This is a genomic window from Arthrobacter glacialis, assembly GCF_002909445.1.
Lineage (GTDB): Bacteria > Actinomycetota > Actinomycetes > Actinomycetales > Micrococcaceae > Specibacter > Specibacter glacialis.
Window position 1 is genome coordinate 184,604 of record NZ_PPXC01000004.1, and the last position, 18,178, is coordinate 202,781.

Genomic DNA, 18,178 nt, shown 5'->3' on the forward strand with positions numbered 1-18,178 from the left:
CTTCCTACAATCCTTGCGTGTCATTACTGGCTGACTGCACCAGTCGCCTTCCCTTTTTCCAAGTAGTCCAAGAGCAGGTCGAAAGGCTGCTGTTGTCCCTGGTCCGCTGTGACACCGGCGTTAGGGTCGGGCCGGGAACCTGCCTCGGTCGTCATCGCATGCTCCAGCTGGTCTTGGCTGAGCGCAGAAAGCGACCAGCCAAGCGGCGCACCCAGTGCGGGCACACTGTTGGGCGCAACCACCACCACGGACTGCCCACCCAGTGCTGTTGAGACGGACTCGGTGGCCTCCGCGCAAAGCTTGGCACTGGCTCCTGCCGGGTTCTCCTCACCCGGGATCTCCACGGCTGGGACAGGACACACGTTGCCTGCTTCCTCCAGCCGCTGAATCCAGGACCTTGTTGCGGATTGGAGCTTCCTCGCGCCTAAACCGACCAGGGGCACTGCCAATTCGCCGGCGGCTTTCGGTGGGCGGCCTACGAGGTCCGCACCCGGGGAATTCTGCAGGAACACGAACACCGGCGCCACGAGATCAGCTGTGGCCTCGATGCCCGGGCAGGGAGGTGCGTTCCCTGGTGCTGGAAGATTCACCACGGCCAGCGCCGCCGTAACGCACGCATTGTGGCCCAATACCTCTTTTTGCAGGGCGGGCCACAAGTCGCTGATGGTTCCCAGCCCCGATCCCTCGGAGTAGCCGCCATCGATGAGTTGAAAGTTGGCACCGCCCTGGCAGTTGGTGGGCTTCCCGGCCTCGTCAAGCCTGACAGGATCACGTCCGGCAGGAGAAATAATGGGGAATCTGGCAGAAAGCAAGGCCGCCGAGGACCAGCGCAATGCCAGCGGGCAATCGGTCTGCCGGTCGAGCAGGTCAACAGTCAAGGGGAATCCTTGCGCACCGCTGCACTGAAATCCAGCATTACTGCCGGGGGCTGCCTTTCCCGGCAAATCAAGTTGGCTGATGACCACCCGGCAGTTGCTCCCGGCATCGGTGGAATTGAGCAGGAGGGCACCCGTGGGGCCTGCAGTGGTGGCGTCAAAGGCTTCTGCAAGCTTGGGAGCCGACACTTCCCACAGTGACTCCATGAGCCCGGCACGATCGTTCCACACGCGCGGTGCCGCGCCCCCGGTTGGGGCGCCCACCTGTGTGGGGATCAACAGGCCCGTGCCGGAGGCAATAACATCCCCCACAATGGCCCCCGAAACCGCAGCCGCCAAGGGGTTCGGTCCGGACAACGCTTCCATTCTCTCCACCGCACCGCTGGCCCCGTAGAGGTGACTCAAGGTCAATCCCACCGAGCCGCCGCTGATTCCCGACGAGGCCATCACCACGTCACCGCCGCAGCCCCCCGTCTCCGCCAGCTTGTCAAAGGCCTGAACCGTCCAGCTCGCGGCCCGGATGCCGCCTCCTTCGGCTGCGACGAGCACCATGGGCCGAACCCGGATCGCAGCCGCCCCAGCGGATGGGCCCGGCGCAACATCCCGGGCCAGGTTCCGCCCGCACGCTGCACTGCGATCCAACCAATCCTTGAAAGCCTTCGCGACCCCGGGCCTTGTGGCAAGCACGGACGGGTCTTGGACGGACTCAAGATCCCGGATCTGGTGCAGGGCCGGATTGCCGCCACCGAATGACCCTACGGCGAGGACGATGGCAATGAGGGTCATGACCGGGGCTGCCCGGAGTCCCAGCGCTTCAAAGATCCGTGGTGGCCGCTGCCGCTGCAGGGCAACGGTGGCCAGCCCAATCACCATGGCCCAGGACCCGACTGCCAGCACCGCAGTTCCCGCGACACCGGCGGCCGTGCTGGTCCACACTGGCAGGAAGGCAAAGGCTGACACGATGATGGCGAACAGTGCCAGCAGGACCAACGAAATCCGGATCGTTGCCGACCCGGCGACCTCGCGGGGGTCCAAGAATTTTCCCCACGTGGCCCGGCACAATAATGCACCCGCCCCAAAGACGAGACCGGCCAGGGCAACTCCGAATGTCAGATAGAGGCCAGCCACCCATTGTTGACCCGCGTCCCACCTCAGAGACCCCGCGATACCCAAGGCGATCGGGGCGGTGAAGGAACGGACCAGTGCCATGCCGGAAAAGGCCAGAAAAACCATGGCCAGCACGTCGCCGCACCGCCACGCGTCCACGGCGCGTTGCCGGGAAGTCGGCCGTGGCGGGAGAGGCGCCACGGAGTCACCTCGATATTCCATCCATATGCTCACGAGGGCAACGAGCAGGGGCAACCCCATGGCCACTCCGGTGCGCCAGTCCACGGGGACTGTGTGCCCGCCTCCCAACAAAACGGCGCCAATGCCCAGTACCAGAAGGACCTGAGGAATCATCCACATCCAGTAGCGGGGCGCATTGTCGGGCACCTGCTGTTCGCCGGCGTATAGGGACCATGCCAGCTCGCTGCGGCGCCGCCCCAGGTAGAACAAGCCAAAGGACACCAAGAGCGCAGCCCAGCTCGTGATCAGAAATTTTCCCGGGCCCAAGTTGAGCCAGGCCCTCTGCGTGTCGGGCATTTGGTCATTGACGCCGGCAATTGGTAGCAGCGCCAGGGCCCCTATGAGCAGGACGGCGGCGAAGGCCAGACGGTGGAAAAACAAGGCGTTCCACGCGCGACCAACATTCCGCGAAACCCGCAGGCGCAGCCTGGCATATACAAAAACGGATGCCGCCAACGTCGCCAGCCCGGCCCATTTCAGGAATGTTGCCAGCACGGCCAACCACGCCAGCTCTGTCATCAACGCCAGACCCGGTTGTTCATCCAGGCCCAAGGCATAGTTGCCAACGAGCTGGGTGGCCACTTCCAGCAGTTCACCGAGGATGACGGTGCCGATGGCCAGCTTCGCCACCTTTCTGGAGCCAAAAAACCTGCTCAGTAAGGAAATGTAGAGCACCGCGAACAACACGTCGAGGCAGACGTAGATGGCCAGCAGGATCCTGACCTGGCTACAAATTCCCTCGTCCAGCCCCAGCCAAATGCCCCAGTTTTCCCAGCCCAACTGCGGGTCAAGGCCTTGCAGGGAACTGGCCGAGCCCGAGCGGCCTGTCTCGGTGGCCGTATCGGCAATCAGGCGGTCCACCTCAGCCATGGCGATCCACACGGTCACGACCAGTAAGACCCGGGTCCCTGTAAACCAGCGCGTCAACCGCGCCAAGAGCGCCCGGTCGGGACGTTCGACAAGTGGGCGGGCATCCATGATCAGTGCAAGGAGTGCATTCATGACCGGCTCCTGACCCCGCAGAGAAACCAACACAGCATGTTCAGTACAGTGGACACCCGACGCCGTGCAAGGTCAAGGATTGACTTTCTAGTTCTCCGGCATGATCATGGTGCGCAGGTCCAGCTGGCGCAGCACCCTGTCCACCACCTCCGGGTCAGCCTCCGGTTCGTTGCGGGCGCTCAGGACCTCGGCCCGGGCGGCGTCCAGGGCAATGGTTTGCACAGCAATGGCCAATTCCCGGCCACGACGACGGCGCTCGTCAGCGTCTTCATTCTTCAGGCTGCCATCAAGGAGTTCCGCGTGCAGCCGTTTCATCTTTTCCTTGACCAGGGACAGCTTTTCCGGCGGCAGGTTCTTAATGATCTCGTTGTCCCGCAAGGCGGCAATGGCCGCGTCCTGGGCACGCAGGGCCAAGACCTTGGCCGCCTCACGTTCCTCCACGCCGTCGTCCGTGGCTTTCAGGACCCGCATGAGCCAGGGCAGCGTGAGCCCCGGCAGCACCAGCGTGGTCAGCAGCACGGCGCAGGCGACGACGATAATCTCATGCCGCGCGGGGAACGCTTCCCCGGTGGGCAGCACCGTGGGCAGCGCCAGGGCCAAGGCCAAAGTGGCCAGCCCGCGCATGCCGCACCAGGTGAGGATGATGACGTCCTTGAGGCTGGTGGGCGGAAGGTCGCCGTCGTGCTTCTTGGAAAGCAGCGCCAGCAGGCCAAACCAGAGGAAACGCACCACAATCACCAGAACGCTGACTGCCACGGCCGCGGGCAGCATGCCCCAAATATCCGAGCCCTCGGACTTGATGACTTCGCGAACTTCCAGTCCCACCAAGCCAAAGGCGAGCCCCGTCACGAGCAGCTCAACCACGTCCCAGAAGGCGGCACGGGTGATGCGCTCGGTGGCGTCCTCGGCCCGGGCATGGCGTTTGATCTCCAACGCGGTGACCACCACGGCGATGACGCCCGAGGCGTGGACTTCCTCGGCCAGGATGTACGCGGCAAAGGGAACAATGAGTGTCACGGCGCTGCGGGCCACGGAGGAGGTGATGAGCTTGGTGATCACGCCCGTCAGCCAGCCCATCAGCATGCCAACCGCCACGGCAACCACGGCGCCGAGCAGGAATTCACCCACCACGTCCACGCCGAACGGCTGACCGTCCATGGTGCTGGCCACGGCGGCCTGGAAGATGACGATGGCTGCGGCGTCGTTGAACAAACCTTCACTTTGCAGGACAGTGATCAGCCTGCGCGGCATGTGGACACGGCCGGCCACTGATTCCACGGCCACCGGGTCCGGCGGCGCACACATGGCGCCCAGGGCGATCGCAGCAGGTAGGCCAATGCCCGGAATCAACAGCCACGCCGCGCCTGCCACCATGGCCGTGGAGACAACCACCAGGGCAACGGCCAGCATGATTATGGTGCGCCACCGGACCCGGAAGACCGCCCACGAACTTTTCTGCGCCGTAGCGAACAACAAGGGTGGCAGGAAGATGGGCAGGATCAGCTCGGGGTTGATCCGCAGATCGGGGAACCCTGGAATGAAGGTCAGGGCTCCTGCCATGATGAGCATGAGCACCGGGTAGGGCAGCCTGAGCTTGTCCCCCAACCCGACGGCAAGCACTGTGGCGAATAAGAGTCCGATGATCAATACGAGCTGTTCCACGCAATGTATTTTACGGGGTCAGCACCTGGGCGATTTACGGGGTCAGCACCTGGGCGATTGACTCGTGCCCGTCTGTGAACTCGATGGTTCGCATGATGGTTCTGGGATGCTGGAGCACGGCTGCTGCCACGAGGGCCACGTTGCCGCGCGAGGTGTTGGTGGATGCGGCAGGGTCGCGCTCCGCTGCCGGGGTGGGGTCAATCAAGCCCGTGGGTTCGTCCAGGGTCAAAGCGCCGGGGGCCAGGATGGTCCATGCCAAGGAACTTGCCGACCGCAGGTGCTCATCGGCGGCCGCTTTCGCTTCGGCGTAGGCGTGGAAGCTGTTCTCCGGCGGGACCCCGTGGTCCGTCCTGGCACCCAGGTAGGAGACCATGATGTATCTCTGGACGTCGGCTGCAACGGCCGCATCAATGGTGGCGATGGCCGCATCCCGGTCCACGGCGTACGTGCGCTCGGGGCTTCCACCGCCAGCACCGGCGGACCAGATGACAGCGTCTTGGCCGGCAAAGAGGTCGGCGAGCTCGTCAACCGAGGAGGAACCGACGTCGTGCACCACGGGCATGGCGCCGGTGGCTGCCACAGCGTCGATCTGGGCGGCATTGCGGATCACCGAGGTGACCTCCAGGCCCGCAGCTGTCAGCAATGGCGCCAGCAGCATCGCAATCTTCCCGTGCCCGCCAATTATCAGAACCTTCTTCATTGTTTCTCCCTCGCATTGGATTGAACCGTTGGGGGCAGCCTACGCCACGAGTCTCTGCGCGCACTGGGAGCCGGATCAATTCGGGGTCACTTGCCACCGCGAGATGTGGTTCCGGGGAAACAAGAAGGCCCCTTTCACACATAGTGCGAAAGGGGCCTTTCTGTAGCGGCACCGAGACTCGATCTCGGGACCTCACGATTATGAGTCGTGCGCTCTAACCAACTGAGCTATGCCGCCATAAATGAGAGTGGCCCGTGCCGCCCCGGACAAAACCGTCTTGACACGAGCCTTCTCATTTGCGAGCCCCCCACCGGAATCGATCCGGTGACCTCGTTCTTACCAAGAACGCGCTCTACCACTGAGCTAGGGGGGCAACGAGAAAATACTTTACCAGTGGATTGGCAGGAAGTGAAATCGAGGAACGCCCCTAACGCCACAAGCGGCGTACCCGGCACTCATTCGGCCCAAAAAGTCATAGAAAAGGCGTCCTGAAACCGCTAAAACTCAATGAACTTCACCCTCTTGACGCATGATGAATGAGTTGCGTCACATGGGGTGGAATGCAAGAAAAGGGCCGGTTGTCTTTATGACAACCGGCCCTTTTTAGCACCCTAGGGCGTGGTTGTTACCACTTGCCCTTGCTGTTGAAGCTCTGGCCACCCTCGTGACGGGGACGACGGTCGCCGCCACCGTGACCTGTGTGGCCCTGGCCGCGATCGCTGCTGAAGCCGCGGTCGTTGCCACGCTCTGCGCCACGCTCTGCGCCACGGTCTGCGCCGCGGTATCCGCCGCTGCGGTCGCCGTCGAACTTCTTTTTGAAGCCGCCCTGGCCGCGGTCGTTACGCTCGCCGCCGCCCTGGTAGGGAGCGCCTGTGCCTCCACCGGAGGGGCGACGGCCCTTGTCGAGCTCGAGGTTGATGAGCTCGCCGCTGATGCGGGTCTTGCTCAGTGCACGCCACTGGTCTTTGCTCAGCTCTGCCGGCAATTCCACCAAGGTGTGATCGGCGCGGATGTCAATGCCGCCGATCTGTGAAGAGGACAGGCCGCCTTCGTTGGCAATGGCGCCAACAATGGAGCCGGGCATGACGCGCTGGCGACGGCCTACCGAGATACGGTAGGTGGCGTTGCCTTCGGTCAGGGTGCGGGTCGGGCCGCGGGAGCCGAAGCCGTCCTTGGAGCGTTCCTTCTTCTGGTATTCAGGTGCTGCCGGCAGGTCGTTGACCAGCAACGGCTGTCCGCCCTGTGCCATGACAGCCAAGGCTGCGGCAATCTCCGAGGCGGGAACGTCGTGCTCCTGCTCGTAGGAGGCGATCAGGTCGCGGAACTTGGCAACGTCCTGGCTGGCCAGGGTTTCGGTGATCTTCTCAGCGAACTTGCCCATGCGCAGGGTGTTGATGGTTTCGGCGCTGGGCAGGTGCATCTGATCCACCGGCTGGCGAGTAGCCTTCTCGATGGCGCGCAGCAAGTACTTCTCACGGGGAGTCATGAACAAGATCGCGTCACCTGAACGGCCAGCGCGGCCGGTACGACCAATGCGGTGAACGTAGGATTCGGTGTCATGCGGGATGTCGTAGTTGATGACGTGAGTGATGCGCTCCACGTCCAAACCACGGGCAGCAACGTCGGTGGCGACCAGGATATCGATCTTGCCGTCGCGGAGCGCCTCAATGGTGCGCTCACGCTGCTGCTGCGGGATGTCACCGTTGATGGCGGCAGCCAAGAAGCCGCGTGCCTTCAGTTTGTCAGCCAGGTCCTCGGTAGCCATCTTGGTGCGAACGAACGCGATAACGCCCTCGAACTGCTCAACCTCAAGCACGCGGGTCAGCGCATCGAGCTTGTGCGGGCCCATGACCTGCAGGTAACGCTGGCGGGTGTTGGCACCTGTGGTGGTCTTGGACTTTACAGTCACCTCGGCGGGGTTGTTCAGGTACTGCTTGGAGATACGGCGGATCTGGCCAGGCATCGTGGCGGAGAACAGGGCAACCTGCTTCTCCTTCGGTGTCTCAGCCAGAATCTTCTCTACATCTTCAGCAAAGCCCATGCGCAGCATCTCATCGGCTTCATCCAAGACCAGGTACTGCAGGTTGGACAAGTCCAAGGAACCCTTGGAGAGGTGGTCGATGACGCGGCCGGGGGTACCGACTACAACCTGTGCACCGCGGCGCAAACCGGCCAGCTGCGGGCCGTAAGCCGAGCCACCGTAAACGGGGAGAACGGAGAAGTTGTCCATGTACTTGGCGTACGAGGTGAAAGCTTCTGCAACCTGCAGGGCCAATTCACGGGTAGGTGCCAAAACCAGGATCTGGGTGTCCTTGGTGGGACCGTTGAGGTCCATCAGCTCAGCCATGCGGGACAGGGCGGGGACGGCGAATGCTGCAGTCTTGCCTGTACCGGTCTGCGCCAAACCAACAACGTCGCGGCCTTCAAGCAGCAACGGAATGGTGGCGGCCTGGATGGGTGAGGGCTTCTCGTAGCCAACGTCGCTCAGGGCAGACAGCACACGGCCGTCAATACCCAAGTCAGCGAAAGTAGTTTCGTTTTCTTCCTCGGTCTCCGGGGAAGTTTCTGTCAAGTTTTCGGGCATGGTCAAAATGTCCTCATTCATAGGGCCAAGCGGCGAGGTTGCCGCATTGCAGAAATCCAGCCGCTACTCGGCATCCCGGGCAGGATCTCGCGCCATGTATGCGCCGTTGGTACGGCCGCCGATGTTGAAAGTAACCAACACCGCATGGCGTTTCTTTGCCGGCAATCCCCTATGAACGCTACTTGCCCGCACAAAAACGTTGCGGGCCCCAAACACTTCAGGCTCCTGCCTCAAAAATTGGGCAGAAAATAAAAGGAGATACCGGAGTGGGGGATATTTAAATTGTAGGGCATACCTTACCGCCATGACAGAGCTAAAGTCGATGCCGACCAGTGAGGTTCGGCACATGCCCCTCCCTCCTTAAACAACTAGCCCGCAGAAAACACCGAAAATCACGTCGAAACCGTGAATTTTCGCCGTTTTCTGCGGGTTAGTTGGCGTGAAGGGCTAGGCGTGGCGCGGACGTCCTGCCGCGAAGAGCACCAGACCCACGATGGCGATGGCTAATCCACCTACCGCAAACCCGAGCCCAGCTCCCGTCTTGGCCAGATCATCCTCCGGGTATGCAACTTCCGGGGTTGCCGAAGCTGTTGCTGGTGCTGTTACCTCAACCTGCTCGGTTGGAGTAGTGCCCGGACTCGGCTCGGCGCTCGGAGAGGTCGACGGCGTCGAACTCGGCGTCGCGCTGGGCGAGGCACTTGCACTCGGTGATGCCGACGGCGTGGGCTCCACAACGGCCTCGCAATTGACCTCGGTGCCGGGCAGTTTTGTGGGCAGATCGGCGACAACAACCCACCTGTACGCCTGGGTGGCGACGCCGTCGGCACCCATCGTGTTGACCTCAATGACGTTGGGTCCGGCCATGAGCTTGAAGGTGTGGCTGCCATTTGCATTGGCCTTGGCCGGCGCATCGTTGAAGATCACTTGAACTTTGGTGCCTGCAACCTTGGGCACAAAGGTGGTGCTGATGGACGTCACCGATGGGTCGGTGTACTTCAACCATGCGAGCGGGGACTTGGCCGTACCAAAGTCGATGCCGGACCAGACCGGATCGGCCAGTGCTGCCGCGTATTCCAGCGGGCCCGGGGTGACGATGGTGCCAAAGATGGGCTGTGCCTTGCCGCTGACCATCATGGCGCTGTACGTGAACGGCGTATTGGCGTCACTGAGCCCGCCAGTCAGCAGGCCCGCCCTGGCTGTATCGCCGACCGCAGCATTGGTGATGGTGCCAACACTGGTGAAGATGATCCCGTCGGTGGAGTAGCTGCCGGCGTAGCTGGTGTCCGTGCGCTTGAGCTTGAGCCAAATGTCCGCATTGGCAGGTGCCGGAATCTGGGTGCTCTCATTGCCGGCGCCGGCCGTCTCGGTGACCACGGCCAGCACGGGTGCGCCGCCGGCATGCTTGCGCTGAAGCGCCACATAGTTGTCGTCGTTGCCATAGAACATGACGCCGGATTCTTCATACTGACTCTTGGTGGCACCGCTGACTTTGACCACGATCTCCGCGTCGCCCACGGAGGGGGCCTTTTGCACCAGCATGTTGGCAGCCACGTTTTGGTTGGCCCACAGACCGTTGACGCCTGCCTTGATGGCCACGGTGTTCTTGTCCACGGCGCTCCAGCGTGAGCTGTCCTCGCGCAGCCAGCGCAAGGCCGGGTCCAACGCGGACACGGGCACCCCTGTCAGGTCGACATTGTCCTCGTTGACCAGGACGCCGTCTCCAACCACATGGACCTCACTGGCGGCCATGTTGCTGGCTGTGTTGGCACGCAGGTTGAACCCGGGCGCGTACTGGTTGCCGGAAATGGTGATGTTGGCGCTGCCGGTGAAATCAAACATCGGCTTGCTGGAGACACTCTTGGGATCCACGGGCGTGGTGGGTGCGTAATGGTTCACAACGTTGTTGGTGAAGCTGAGATCGGACACGGACTTTCCGTTGACCAGCTGGCCGCTGGGCTTCAGGGAGAACCGGTTGGAATCGATCTTGACGTTTTGGTGAACTGTCTTGCCCGGCACCACCTCGGTGCTGAACGGCTCAATCCAGATGGCGCCGTAGTTGCTGGTGGGCCTGTCAAAAACGTTGTTGCGGATGGTGACATCCTTGACGGCGCTGGATTCATACCAGCCCACGGCGTCGGCGGAAATGTAGATGCTGGCCATGCCCATCTGGTCGAAGTGGTTGCGTTCAATGACAACCTTCTTGGGTGTGGTGACCAGAATGCCGCGGGTTGGCGTGGATTTGAACGTGTTGCCAGCGATGTAGACCTCGGGCGTGTACGTCAGGTTCTCGGCCACGAAGGTGTCCACTGCCAGTTCGGCAGGCAATTCCTTGTCCAAGGTGACTGTCATTTCTCGCAGGTTGCCAATGGTCTCCGTGCCACTGGGTCCCGAGACGGCCATGACTTTGTAATCCTCGACGGCGGTGGGGATCATGGTGCTGCGCTTGACGAACCGCATCTCGTTGCCCAGGTAGAACTGGGGGAAACCTGCGGTATCGGAATGTTCGTACCGCAGCACAACTTTCTTGGCGGCCCTGTCGATCGACTTCACCTGCACATAGGTGCCGTGGACGTTGATGGGGTCATCGTGCGGGTTATCGAAGATGGAATTGGTTACCTGCACCTTGCCACCCACGCCTGACATGTGCAGGAAGTCGGCAAATACGGAGGTCTGGCGCCACGTTCCGGCATCCGTACGCATGGTGATCTTGTCAAAGGAGATGTCCTTGGACAGCTGGCCCACCATACCGAAGCCGTGCATGTAGTGCAGGGTCAGGGTCTGCAGGGCTGTGCGCTCAGATTCCCAGATCATGACGCCGGGGGCGTCTCGGGTGTGGCGGCGAGTTTCGTAAACTTGCCCTTCACCGCCCGGATCCTGATTTCCTGCGTAGGTCACACGCATGATGTCATTGCCCATGTCCGCAACGGACGTGGAGTTCTTCCACAGCGGGATTCCGGAAGCCTGACGCAACGTCTCACCCGTGGCGAGGTCACGGATCTGGTTCTGCCAGCCCATGGTTTCACCGGGGACCTGGGTCCAGTAGGGCAGGCCCGTGACGGGACTCTTCTCCCCCATGAACGTGGCCGTGGCGCCGTTGATGGTGTAGCTGTTTCCAGGGGGCAACTTGTAGTCCCGGTAGCCCTGGCCATTGGCAACACCTGAGTCCATGATGGTCAAATCCAGCACGCCAGGGGAATACCAGTCAGTGGTGAAGTTCCTAAAGCTGACATCCGTGGAGCGGATGGAGGAGAACTCCGTTTGGCTGCCGTGGTACGTCAGCGCGGAGCCCATGCCGTCAACAATCACATCATCCATGTCCTCGATCAGGATGCCGATGTTCTTGTTGACGTATTCCGGATTGGTTCCCACCGTGTTGGAGATGTACAGGTTCCGTTTAGGGGTGTTTTCCGGGTAAATGGTGTAGCTGCCGCACGGGAACGCAATGGTGGTGGGGGCCTTCAAGCTCTTGGCGTGAAGGATGGCGTCATTGATGGCCTTGGCTGAATCTTGCACGCCGGTGGGATCGGCACCGAAATCGGTGACGTTCACAATGGTGCGGTTGGCTGCGTGCACCGGCATGACCGATTTGTCAGGTGTGGCTGGCGTCGAGGCGTAGTAGCCCACCGTGGACGAATTCAAGCCCGCTGCAGGCAGCGGAGCGGTGGGGTCCGCTGCATGGGCCGGGGCGGGCATGGCGCCTGCGGCTAGGACGAGGCCCATGCCAAGGGCCAGAAGTCCAGCACCCCACGCTCGAAATCTGACTCCGGACGTCTCTGTCCGGAGATACCATGATGGATTGTTTGTCATGTCGTCGACAGTAGTTATCGATAACATGTGTTGTCCATCACGTGCGAAATGTTAAGTTGCGTGCCCTTATGTATTTTTTTGCAGGATTCTTTCGAAGCGGCTCCAATAGTGGGCGTTCAAGGTGAGTTCGCCGGCGTGGTGCAGCTTCTGCAGCGTGTTCACATCCTCAAGACTGGGGTCACTAAAGAACTTTCCTACAGTGATGCCGTGGCTGGGGACATGCTCAACCGTGATGGTGTCCCCCGTCTGAACAGTGCCCCGTTCCAACACCCGCAGGTAGGTGCCAACCCGGCTGGCCGCGGTGAAGCGCTTGACCCACTGCGGCTCATCCATCCGTTCCCCGAAGGTGGCGCACGGGACGCGCGGAGAGGTCACTTCCAACAACGCCTTGCCAATGCGCCAGCGCGTACCAATCACGGCACCAGTGGTTTCAACACCCTGGGTGCGCAAATTTTCGCCAAAAAGCCCCGGCGGAATATCCCGTCCCAGCTCGGCACTCCAATAGTCGGCGTCTTCCTGCGAGTAAGCATAGACAGCCTGGTCAGGGCCGCCGTGGTGTTCGGTGTCAGCCTGCACGTCACCAAACACACCAAACGTCCGCAGCTTGACGGGCCCATGAACTGCGCGCTTGTCAATGGCCGTGACACCAGCACCCGCTGCGATGGTGATGAGTTGGTGGACGCGACAAATGGCGAGGAGCGAGCCTGGCGGCGGAGCAAGGTTGGTCATGCACCCACCCTAGGACAAGGTGCCGCACCCGCACAGCAGAAACCCCGTGCTGGCCGGCGTCGTAAATCCTAGGCGTCCACCAGCTCATCAACCGGGTCCGACTCCGAGGCCCAACGCGGCAGGAACGTGGCTGCAATGGAGGCCAGGACCATCCCGCCGGCCATCCACCACATGGTGAACGTGAAGCCCTCGATGAACACGGCCGACTGGCTGGCGGCGGTGCTGGTTTCCAGTGAATTGAAGAAGATGGTGCCAATGATGGCAACACCCAGGGCACCGGCAAGCTGACTGGTGGTGTTGAACAGGCCCGAGGCGCTGCCGGCAAACTTGGTGGGAACTTCGGAGAGCACAAAGATGCCAACCGGTGCCACCACCATGCCGAAGCCCGCGCCGCTGAGGGCAAGCCCAGCCAGCAGGTGCCACGGGGTTACGGCCCCGCCCACTGCGTGAACCGTGAAGATCAGGACAACGAAGCCCGCGGCGATGACCAACGGACCCAGCTGCAGCACCACGCGGCCGATCTTGCGCGCCAGGATCGCGGCCGAGATGCCGGCCAGGACCGGGACCATGATGGAGAACGGAATCATGGTCAGCCCGGCCTTCAGGATGGGGTATTCCAGGCCCAGCTGCAGGAACAAGGTCTGAATCAGGAAGAAGCCGTTCATGGGGATGAAGAACAGGAACATCATGGCGATGCCGGCGGCAAACGGGCGGCTCTTGAACAAGGAAACGGCCACCAGGGGCTCGCCGCCGTTCTTTTCCTCACGGCGTTGCAGCAGCACAAAGCCCACCAGCACCAGTAAGCCAAAGGCCATCATCAGGAACGTCCAAATCGGCCAGTTTTCCTCCCGGCCCATGGTGAGCGGGTACAGGACGGCCAGCATGCCCACGGCAAGAATCACGACGCCGGACAGGTCAAGTTTGTGCCGCACGGGCGCCACCGACTCTGGCACGTACTTGACGGCGCAGATGACAGCAAAGATGCCTACAGGGATATTCACGAAGAAGATGGTGCGCCAGCCCCAGCCAAAAATGTCCGCATTGGTCAGAATGGCGCCCAGGATGGGGCCGGAGACCGCGGCAACACCGGCCAGGGCCGAGAACCCCGCCATGGCACCGGCACGCTCGGACGGCCTGTACATGACCTGAAGGCTTGAGAGCACCTGCGGGATCATGGCCGCGGAGGCAAAGCCCTGCAGGGCGCGGGAGGCAATAAGCATCTCCGGGTTCATGGCCATGCCACACAGTACGGAGGCCACCGTGAAGATCACCAGGCCGATGATGAATGTTTTCTTGCGGCCATAGATGTCGCCCACCCGGGAGCCGGTGATGAGACCAATGGCCAGGGCCAGCGTGTACGAGGCCACCATCCACTGCAGCTGCGCACTATTGGCGCCGAGCGCCCGTTCAATGTCCGGCAGGGCAACATTGACGATGGTGGCGTCCAAGAGCTCCATGAAGGAGGCCATGAACAACGAGATCAAGGCTATGGAGCGTGCCCTGCCGACGGGTGGTGCTGTGGTCTTCATGAGTTCCTTGTAAAAGATGTGCGAAAAGAGGTGGTGCCCTGCAATTCTGCCATCTCGAATTGGAACGTGCTTTCCCCTGGTGCGTCCTACGGCGCGAACCTGTACCCCATGCCCGCCTCGGTGAGCAGGTGCGCCGGATTGGCGGGATCGTTCTCCAGCTTGCGCCGCAACTGCGCCATGTAGACACGCAGGTAGTGGGTTTCCTTGGCGTAGGCCGGGCCCCACACCTCCGTGAGAATTTGCTGCTGGCTGACCAGGCGGCCGGGATTGCGCACCAACAGTTCCAGCACGCTCCATTCGGTGGGCGTCATCCGCACCGCCTCGCCGTGGCGGAAAACCTGCTTGTTGGCCAAATCCACGGTAAATTCAGCCGTCTCCACCCGTGGTTCTGCAGTCTGTGTGCCGGAACGCCGTGTGGCCGCCCGGAGCCTGGCCAGCAGCTCATCCAGGCCAAAGGGTTTTGTCACGTAGTCGTCGGCGCCGGCGTCCAGCGCCTCCACTTTGTCGTGGGATCCGTGCCTGGCCGACAGCACAATGATGGGCACCTCGGTCCAGCCGCGCAACCCGGCAATCACATCCAGGCCGTCCATGTCCGGCAGCCCCAGGTCAAGGACGACGACGTCGATCGCCTGGGTTTGGGCGGCGGCCAGCGCCGTGGTCCCGTTGGGGGCCGGCACCACCGTGTAGCCGTGGGCGTGCAAGTTGATTTGGAGGGCGCGCAGAATCTGGGGTTCGTCGTCAACTACCAAAACCGTTGTCAAAGTTCAGTCCTCAAAGTGTCCTCATAATACCGGTGGAAAGCGGCATCCTAATGATCATGGTCAGGCCGCCGCCGGGGGTTTGTGCCGCTTCAAGCACGCCGCCCATAATTTCGGTAAAACCTTTGGCAACAGCCAGCCCCAGACCCACACCGGTGCCGCCCTGCGGACCGTAAGAGACGTCGTCGAGCCTTTGGAAGGGCTTGAACATGGCCATGACCTCAGCCGCTGGAACGCCCTTGCCATGATCCACCACGCGCAGTTCGCTGGCAGGGTGGCCGTTGATCGTGGCGCTGCCGCTGCCACCAATGGAACCCACCACCAGGATTTCCGAGTCGGGGGCGTACTTCACCGCGTTTTCCACAATGTTGGCAATGACCCGCTCCAGCAGGCCGGGATCGGCGTCGATGGCGGGCATATTGGGCGGCAGTTCCCGGCGCACCCGGTCCGAGGGGACACCATGCAAAGCCGCCGGCAATACTTCCTGCCACGCCACGGGCCCCACCACGGGGCTGACCATTTGAGCGCTCAGCCGGGACATGTCCAAAAGGTTGCCCACCAGGAGGTCCATCCTGTCCGAATAGTGCTCAATGGTGCCCAGCAGTTCGGCTTCGTCCTCGGGGCTGAACGTCACCTCATTCTGGCGCAGGCTGCTGACGGCCAGTTTGATGCCGGCCAGGGGTGTGCGCAGATCGTGGGACACCGCCCGCAAAACTGAGGTCCGGATGTTGTTGTCCTGGCTCAGTTGCAGGTTCTCGCGTTGGGTGACACTGAGCGCCTCGCGTTGTTCCAGGGCCAGCAGATGTGCACCAAAAGCGCTCAGCAGGCGCCTGTCACTGGCCGGCAAAATGCGCCCCGAAAGGCCCAGCATCCAGTGCTCGGACACCTCTTCAAGCGTGTCGGCCTGCTCGGGGATTTGCGGCGGTTCATCCCCCACGGAGGCTTCCATGCTCCAGCCGTTGCCGTCCTGGGCACTTGCGGGCTGGGCACCGGCTGACGTGGTGTTGCGAAATAGAGTCACCGCCCGCATGGCGAAATGGTCCCTGAGCTGTTCGAGCAGCACCTGCACGGTGTCCTGGGAGGCAAGGATTCCGCGGGCAAGTTCGCTCAAGGTGGCGGCCTCGGCGCCGGCCCTGATGGCTTCCCGCGAGCGCCGTGCGGATTGGTCAACAGCCAAGGCAACAGCCACGGCCACCAACAGGAAAACGGCCAGTGTCAGCAGATTTTCCGGGTCGCTGATGTTCAGGGTTCCCACGGGGGGTGCCGAGAAATAGTTCAGCAGCAAGCTCCCCCACACGGCGGCAAGCACCGCCGGCCACAGCCCACCCACAAGGGCAACGGCGACAGTCGCCGCCAGCTGGACAACCATGGTGGTCTGCAGGCTCAAGGCTCCCGTGAACAATTCCACGAGGATAGGGAGCGCCACAGCCAGGATAAATCCGGCCATGACGCGTTTTTTGTTTAGCTCACCCCGGTTGCGCACAGGTCCGCCGGAGCCACTCAGGGGGTGCGGGACCATGTGCACGTCCATGTCGCCGGCGTCGCGCACCACCCTCGCCCCCACACCTGGGCCATTGAGGAAGCCCAGGCGTGGTTTGCGGCGCGAGGAGCCGATGACTATTTGGGTGGCGCCCACATTCCTGGCAAAATCCAGCAGCGCAGCCGCGGGGTCCGCACCGCCCACAAAGTGGTAGGTGCCGCCCAGGTCCGTGACCAGTTGCCGCTGTCCTTCAAGGGCCGACGGCGCGTCCCCTGCAACGCCGTCGGACCGGGGCACGTGCACGGCGAGTAATTCTCCGCCGCTGACCCGGCTGAGGATACGGGCCGCACGGCGCAGCAGCACTTCGCCAACGGGTCCGCCGGGCAGCCCGACCACAACACGTTCGCGGGTGGGCCAGCTAGTGGCGATGCCGTGACTTTCCCTATAGGCAGCCACGCCTTCTTCCACCCTGTCGGCCAGCCACAGCAGCGCCAGTTCACGCAGCGCTGTGAGGTTTCCAAGCCTGAAGTAGTTGGCCAGCGCGGCGTCCACCTTGTCGGCGGCATACACGTGCCCGGTACTGAGCCGCTGGCGCAGCAGTTCCGGCGGGATGTCCACGAGCTCTATTTGGTCCGCCCGGCGCACAATGTCATCCGGCACGGTTTCTTGCTGGCGGACGCCGGTGATGGTCTCCACCACATCCCCCAGCGAGGCCAGGTGCTGGACGTTGACAGTTGAGTACACATTTATGCCCGCGGCAAGGAGCTCTTCCACATCCTGCCAGCGCTTGGCGTTGCCCGCCCCGGGAATGTTTGAGTGCGCGTATTCATCCACCAGGGCCAGGGCCGGCTTGCGGGCCAGCAGGGCTGCGAGGTCCAGTTCCGCAAAATCAGTGCCACGGTAGCTGATGACACGGGCCGGGAGGACCTCGAGTCCGGCAAGTTGCGCGCGGGTTTGCTCCCGGCCGTGGTCCAGGACAATGCCTGCCACCACGTCAACGCCTGCCGCGGCTTGGGCATGGCCTTCCTCCAGCATGGAGTAGGTCTTACCCACCCCGGGAGCTGCACCAAGGAAGATCCGCAATATGCCGCGCGTCATAGTTTATTCTCGCAGGCCTGTGGCGGTTTTCTGCACACCCGTCAGGGCAGCATTCAAGGTGGTGGTGTTCACCGATGGCTGGCCCAGAAAGGCGTTCACCCCGGTGCTGGTGTTCTGTGAAACCAGCTCCCGCACGGCTGCTTCGCTGAGCCCGTTGGCGGCCGCCACCCTCGGCACTTGCAGGGTTGCGTACGCCGGTGAAATGTCAGGATCCAGACCCGATCCACTGGCCGTGACTGCGTCGATGGGCACATCGCCCGGTGCTGCTTTCTCCCGTGCGGCCACCTCTGCCCGGTTGGTGGCAATCGCCTCCTCCAGTGCTGTCTGGTTGGGTCCCAGGTTGGTGGCCGACGACGTCGCCGGGTCCCAGCCCACCGCCGAGGGCCGCGGGAAGAAGTAGGCGGTGCCGGTGACGGGCTGGGCCAGCAGCGAGGAGCCGGCAGCCTTGTCCCCGACTGTCAGAATGGAGCCGTTGGCCTGGGCCGGGGCCACTACCTGGCCCAAGCCAAAGATCAGCACCGGATAGGCCAGCCCCAAAAGCAGGGTGGCGCACAGCAGGAACCGCAAAGCCGTGAAAAGTTGACGTCCATAAGCGTTCATTGTGCTG

At 62.5% G+C, this 18,178-nt stretch carries 10 protein-coding genes and 2 tRNA genes; all 12 read right to left on the reverse strand.

Annotation, left to right across the window (positions count from 1 at the left end):
- Positions 1 to 23: 23 nt before the first annotated feature.
- The 12 genes from CVS27_RS06480 to kdpC all read right to left on the reverse strand — a co-directional run bounded on the left by CVS27_RS06480 (position 24) and on the right by kdpC (position 18,171).
- Positions 24 to 3,224: a hypothetical protein gene (locus CVS27_RS06480; protein WP_103464917.1), complete on the reverse strand. Its 3,201-nt coding sequence runs from the start codon at positions 3,222 to 3,224 to the stop codon at positions 24 to 26.
- Positions 3,225 to 3,311: 87 nt separating this feature from the next.
- Entirely contained in the window at positions 3,312 to 4,886 is a 1,575-nt protein-coding gene (locus tag CVS27_RS06485; protein WP_103464918.1) for a Na+/H+ antiporter, read from the reverse strand.
- Positions 4,887 to 4,920: 34 nt separating this feature from the next.
- A complete protein-coding gene (locus tag CVS27_RS06490; RefSeq protein ID WP_103464919.1) occupies positions 4,921 to 5,586 on the reverse strand; it encodes an NAD(P)H-binding protein in 666 nt (221 codons plus the stop codon).
- Between the two features lie 163 nt (positions 5,587 to 5,749).
- Positions 5,750 to 5,823: transfer RNA gene (locus CVS27_RS06495), tRNA-Met, on the reverse strand.
- A 64-nt stretch (positions 5,824 to 5,887) separates the two neighbouring features.
- A tRNA-Thr gene (locus CVS27_RS06500) sits at positions 5,888 to 5,959 on the reverse strand.
- Positions 5,960 to 6,211: 252 nt separating this feature from the next.
- Positions 6,212 to 8,170 (reverse strand): DEAD/DEAH box helicase, encoded by a 1,959-nt coding sequence (locus tag CVS27_RS06505; RefSeq protein WP_207767458.1) that lies wholly within the window; start codon positions 8,168 to 8,170, stop codon positions 6,212 to 6,214.
- A gap of 447 nt (positions 8,171 to 8,617) precedes the next feature.
- Positions 8,618 to 11,977 carry a beta-xylosidase family glycoside hydrolase gene (locus CVS27_RS06515; RefSeq protein WP_165788261.1) on the reverse strand — a complete coding sequence of 1,120 codons (3,360 nt, stop codon included), beginning with the start codon at positions 11,975 to 11,977 and terminating at the stop codon, positions 8,618 to 8,620.
- A gap of 66 nt (positions 11,978 to 12,043) precedes the next feature.
- Positions 12,044 to 12,706 (reverse strand): MOSC domain-containing protein, encoded by a 663-nt coding sequence (locus CVS27_RS06520; RefSeq protein ID WP_103464923.1) that lies wholly within the window; start codon positions 12,704 to 12,706, stop codon positions 12,044 to 12,046.
- Between the two features lie 68 nt (positions 12,707 to 12,774).
- On the reverse strand, positions 12,775 to 14,235 hold the full coding sequence (locus tag CVS27_RS06525; RefSeq protein WP_103464924.1) for an MFS transporter: 1,461 nt from the start codon (positions 14,233 to 14,235) through the stop codon (positions 12,775 to 12,777).
- A gap of 86 nt (positions 14,236 to 14,321) precedes the next feature.
- Positions 14,322 to 14,996 carry a response regulator gene (locus tag CVS27_RS06530; RefSeq protein ID WP_103464925.1) on the reverse strand — a complete coding sequence of 225 codons (675 nt, stop codon included), beginning with the start codon at positions 14,994 to 14,996 and terminating at the stop codon, positions 14,322 to 14,324.
- Between the two features lie 10 nt (positions 14,997 to 15,006).
- Positions 15,007 to 17,571, reverse strand: coding sequence for a DUF4118 domain-containing protein (locus CVS27_RS06535; protein ID WP_103464926.1), 2,565 nt, complete (start codon positions 17,569 to 17,571; stop codon positions 15,007 to 15,009).
- A 3-nt stretch (positions 17,572 to 17,574) separates the two neighbouring features.
- A complete protein-coding gene (kdpC, locus tag CVS27_RS06540; RefSeq protein ID WP_103464927.1) occupies positions 17,575 to 18,171 on the reverse strand; it encodes a potassium-transporting ATPase subunit KdpC in 597 nt (198 codons plus the stop codon).
- Between the last annotated feature and the right edge of the window lie 7 nt (positions 18,172 to 18,178).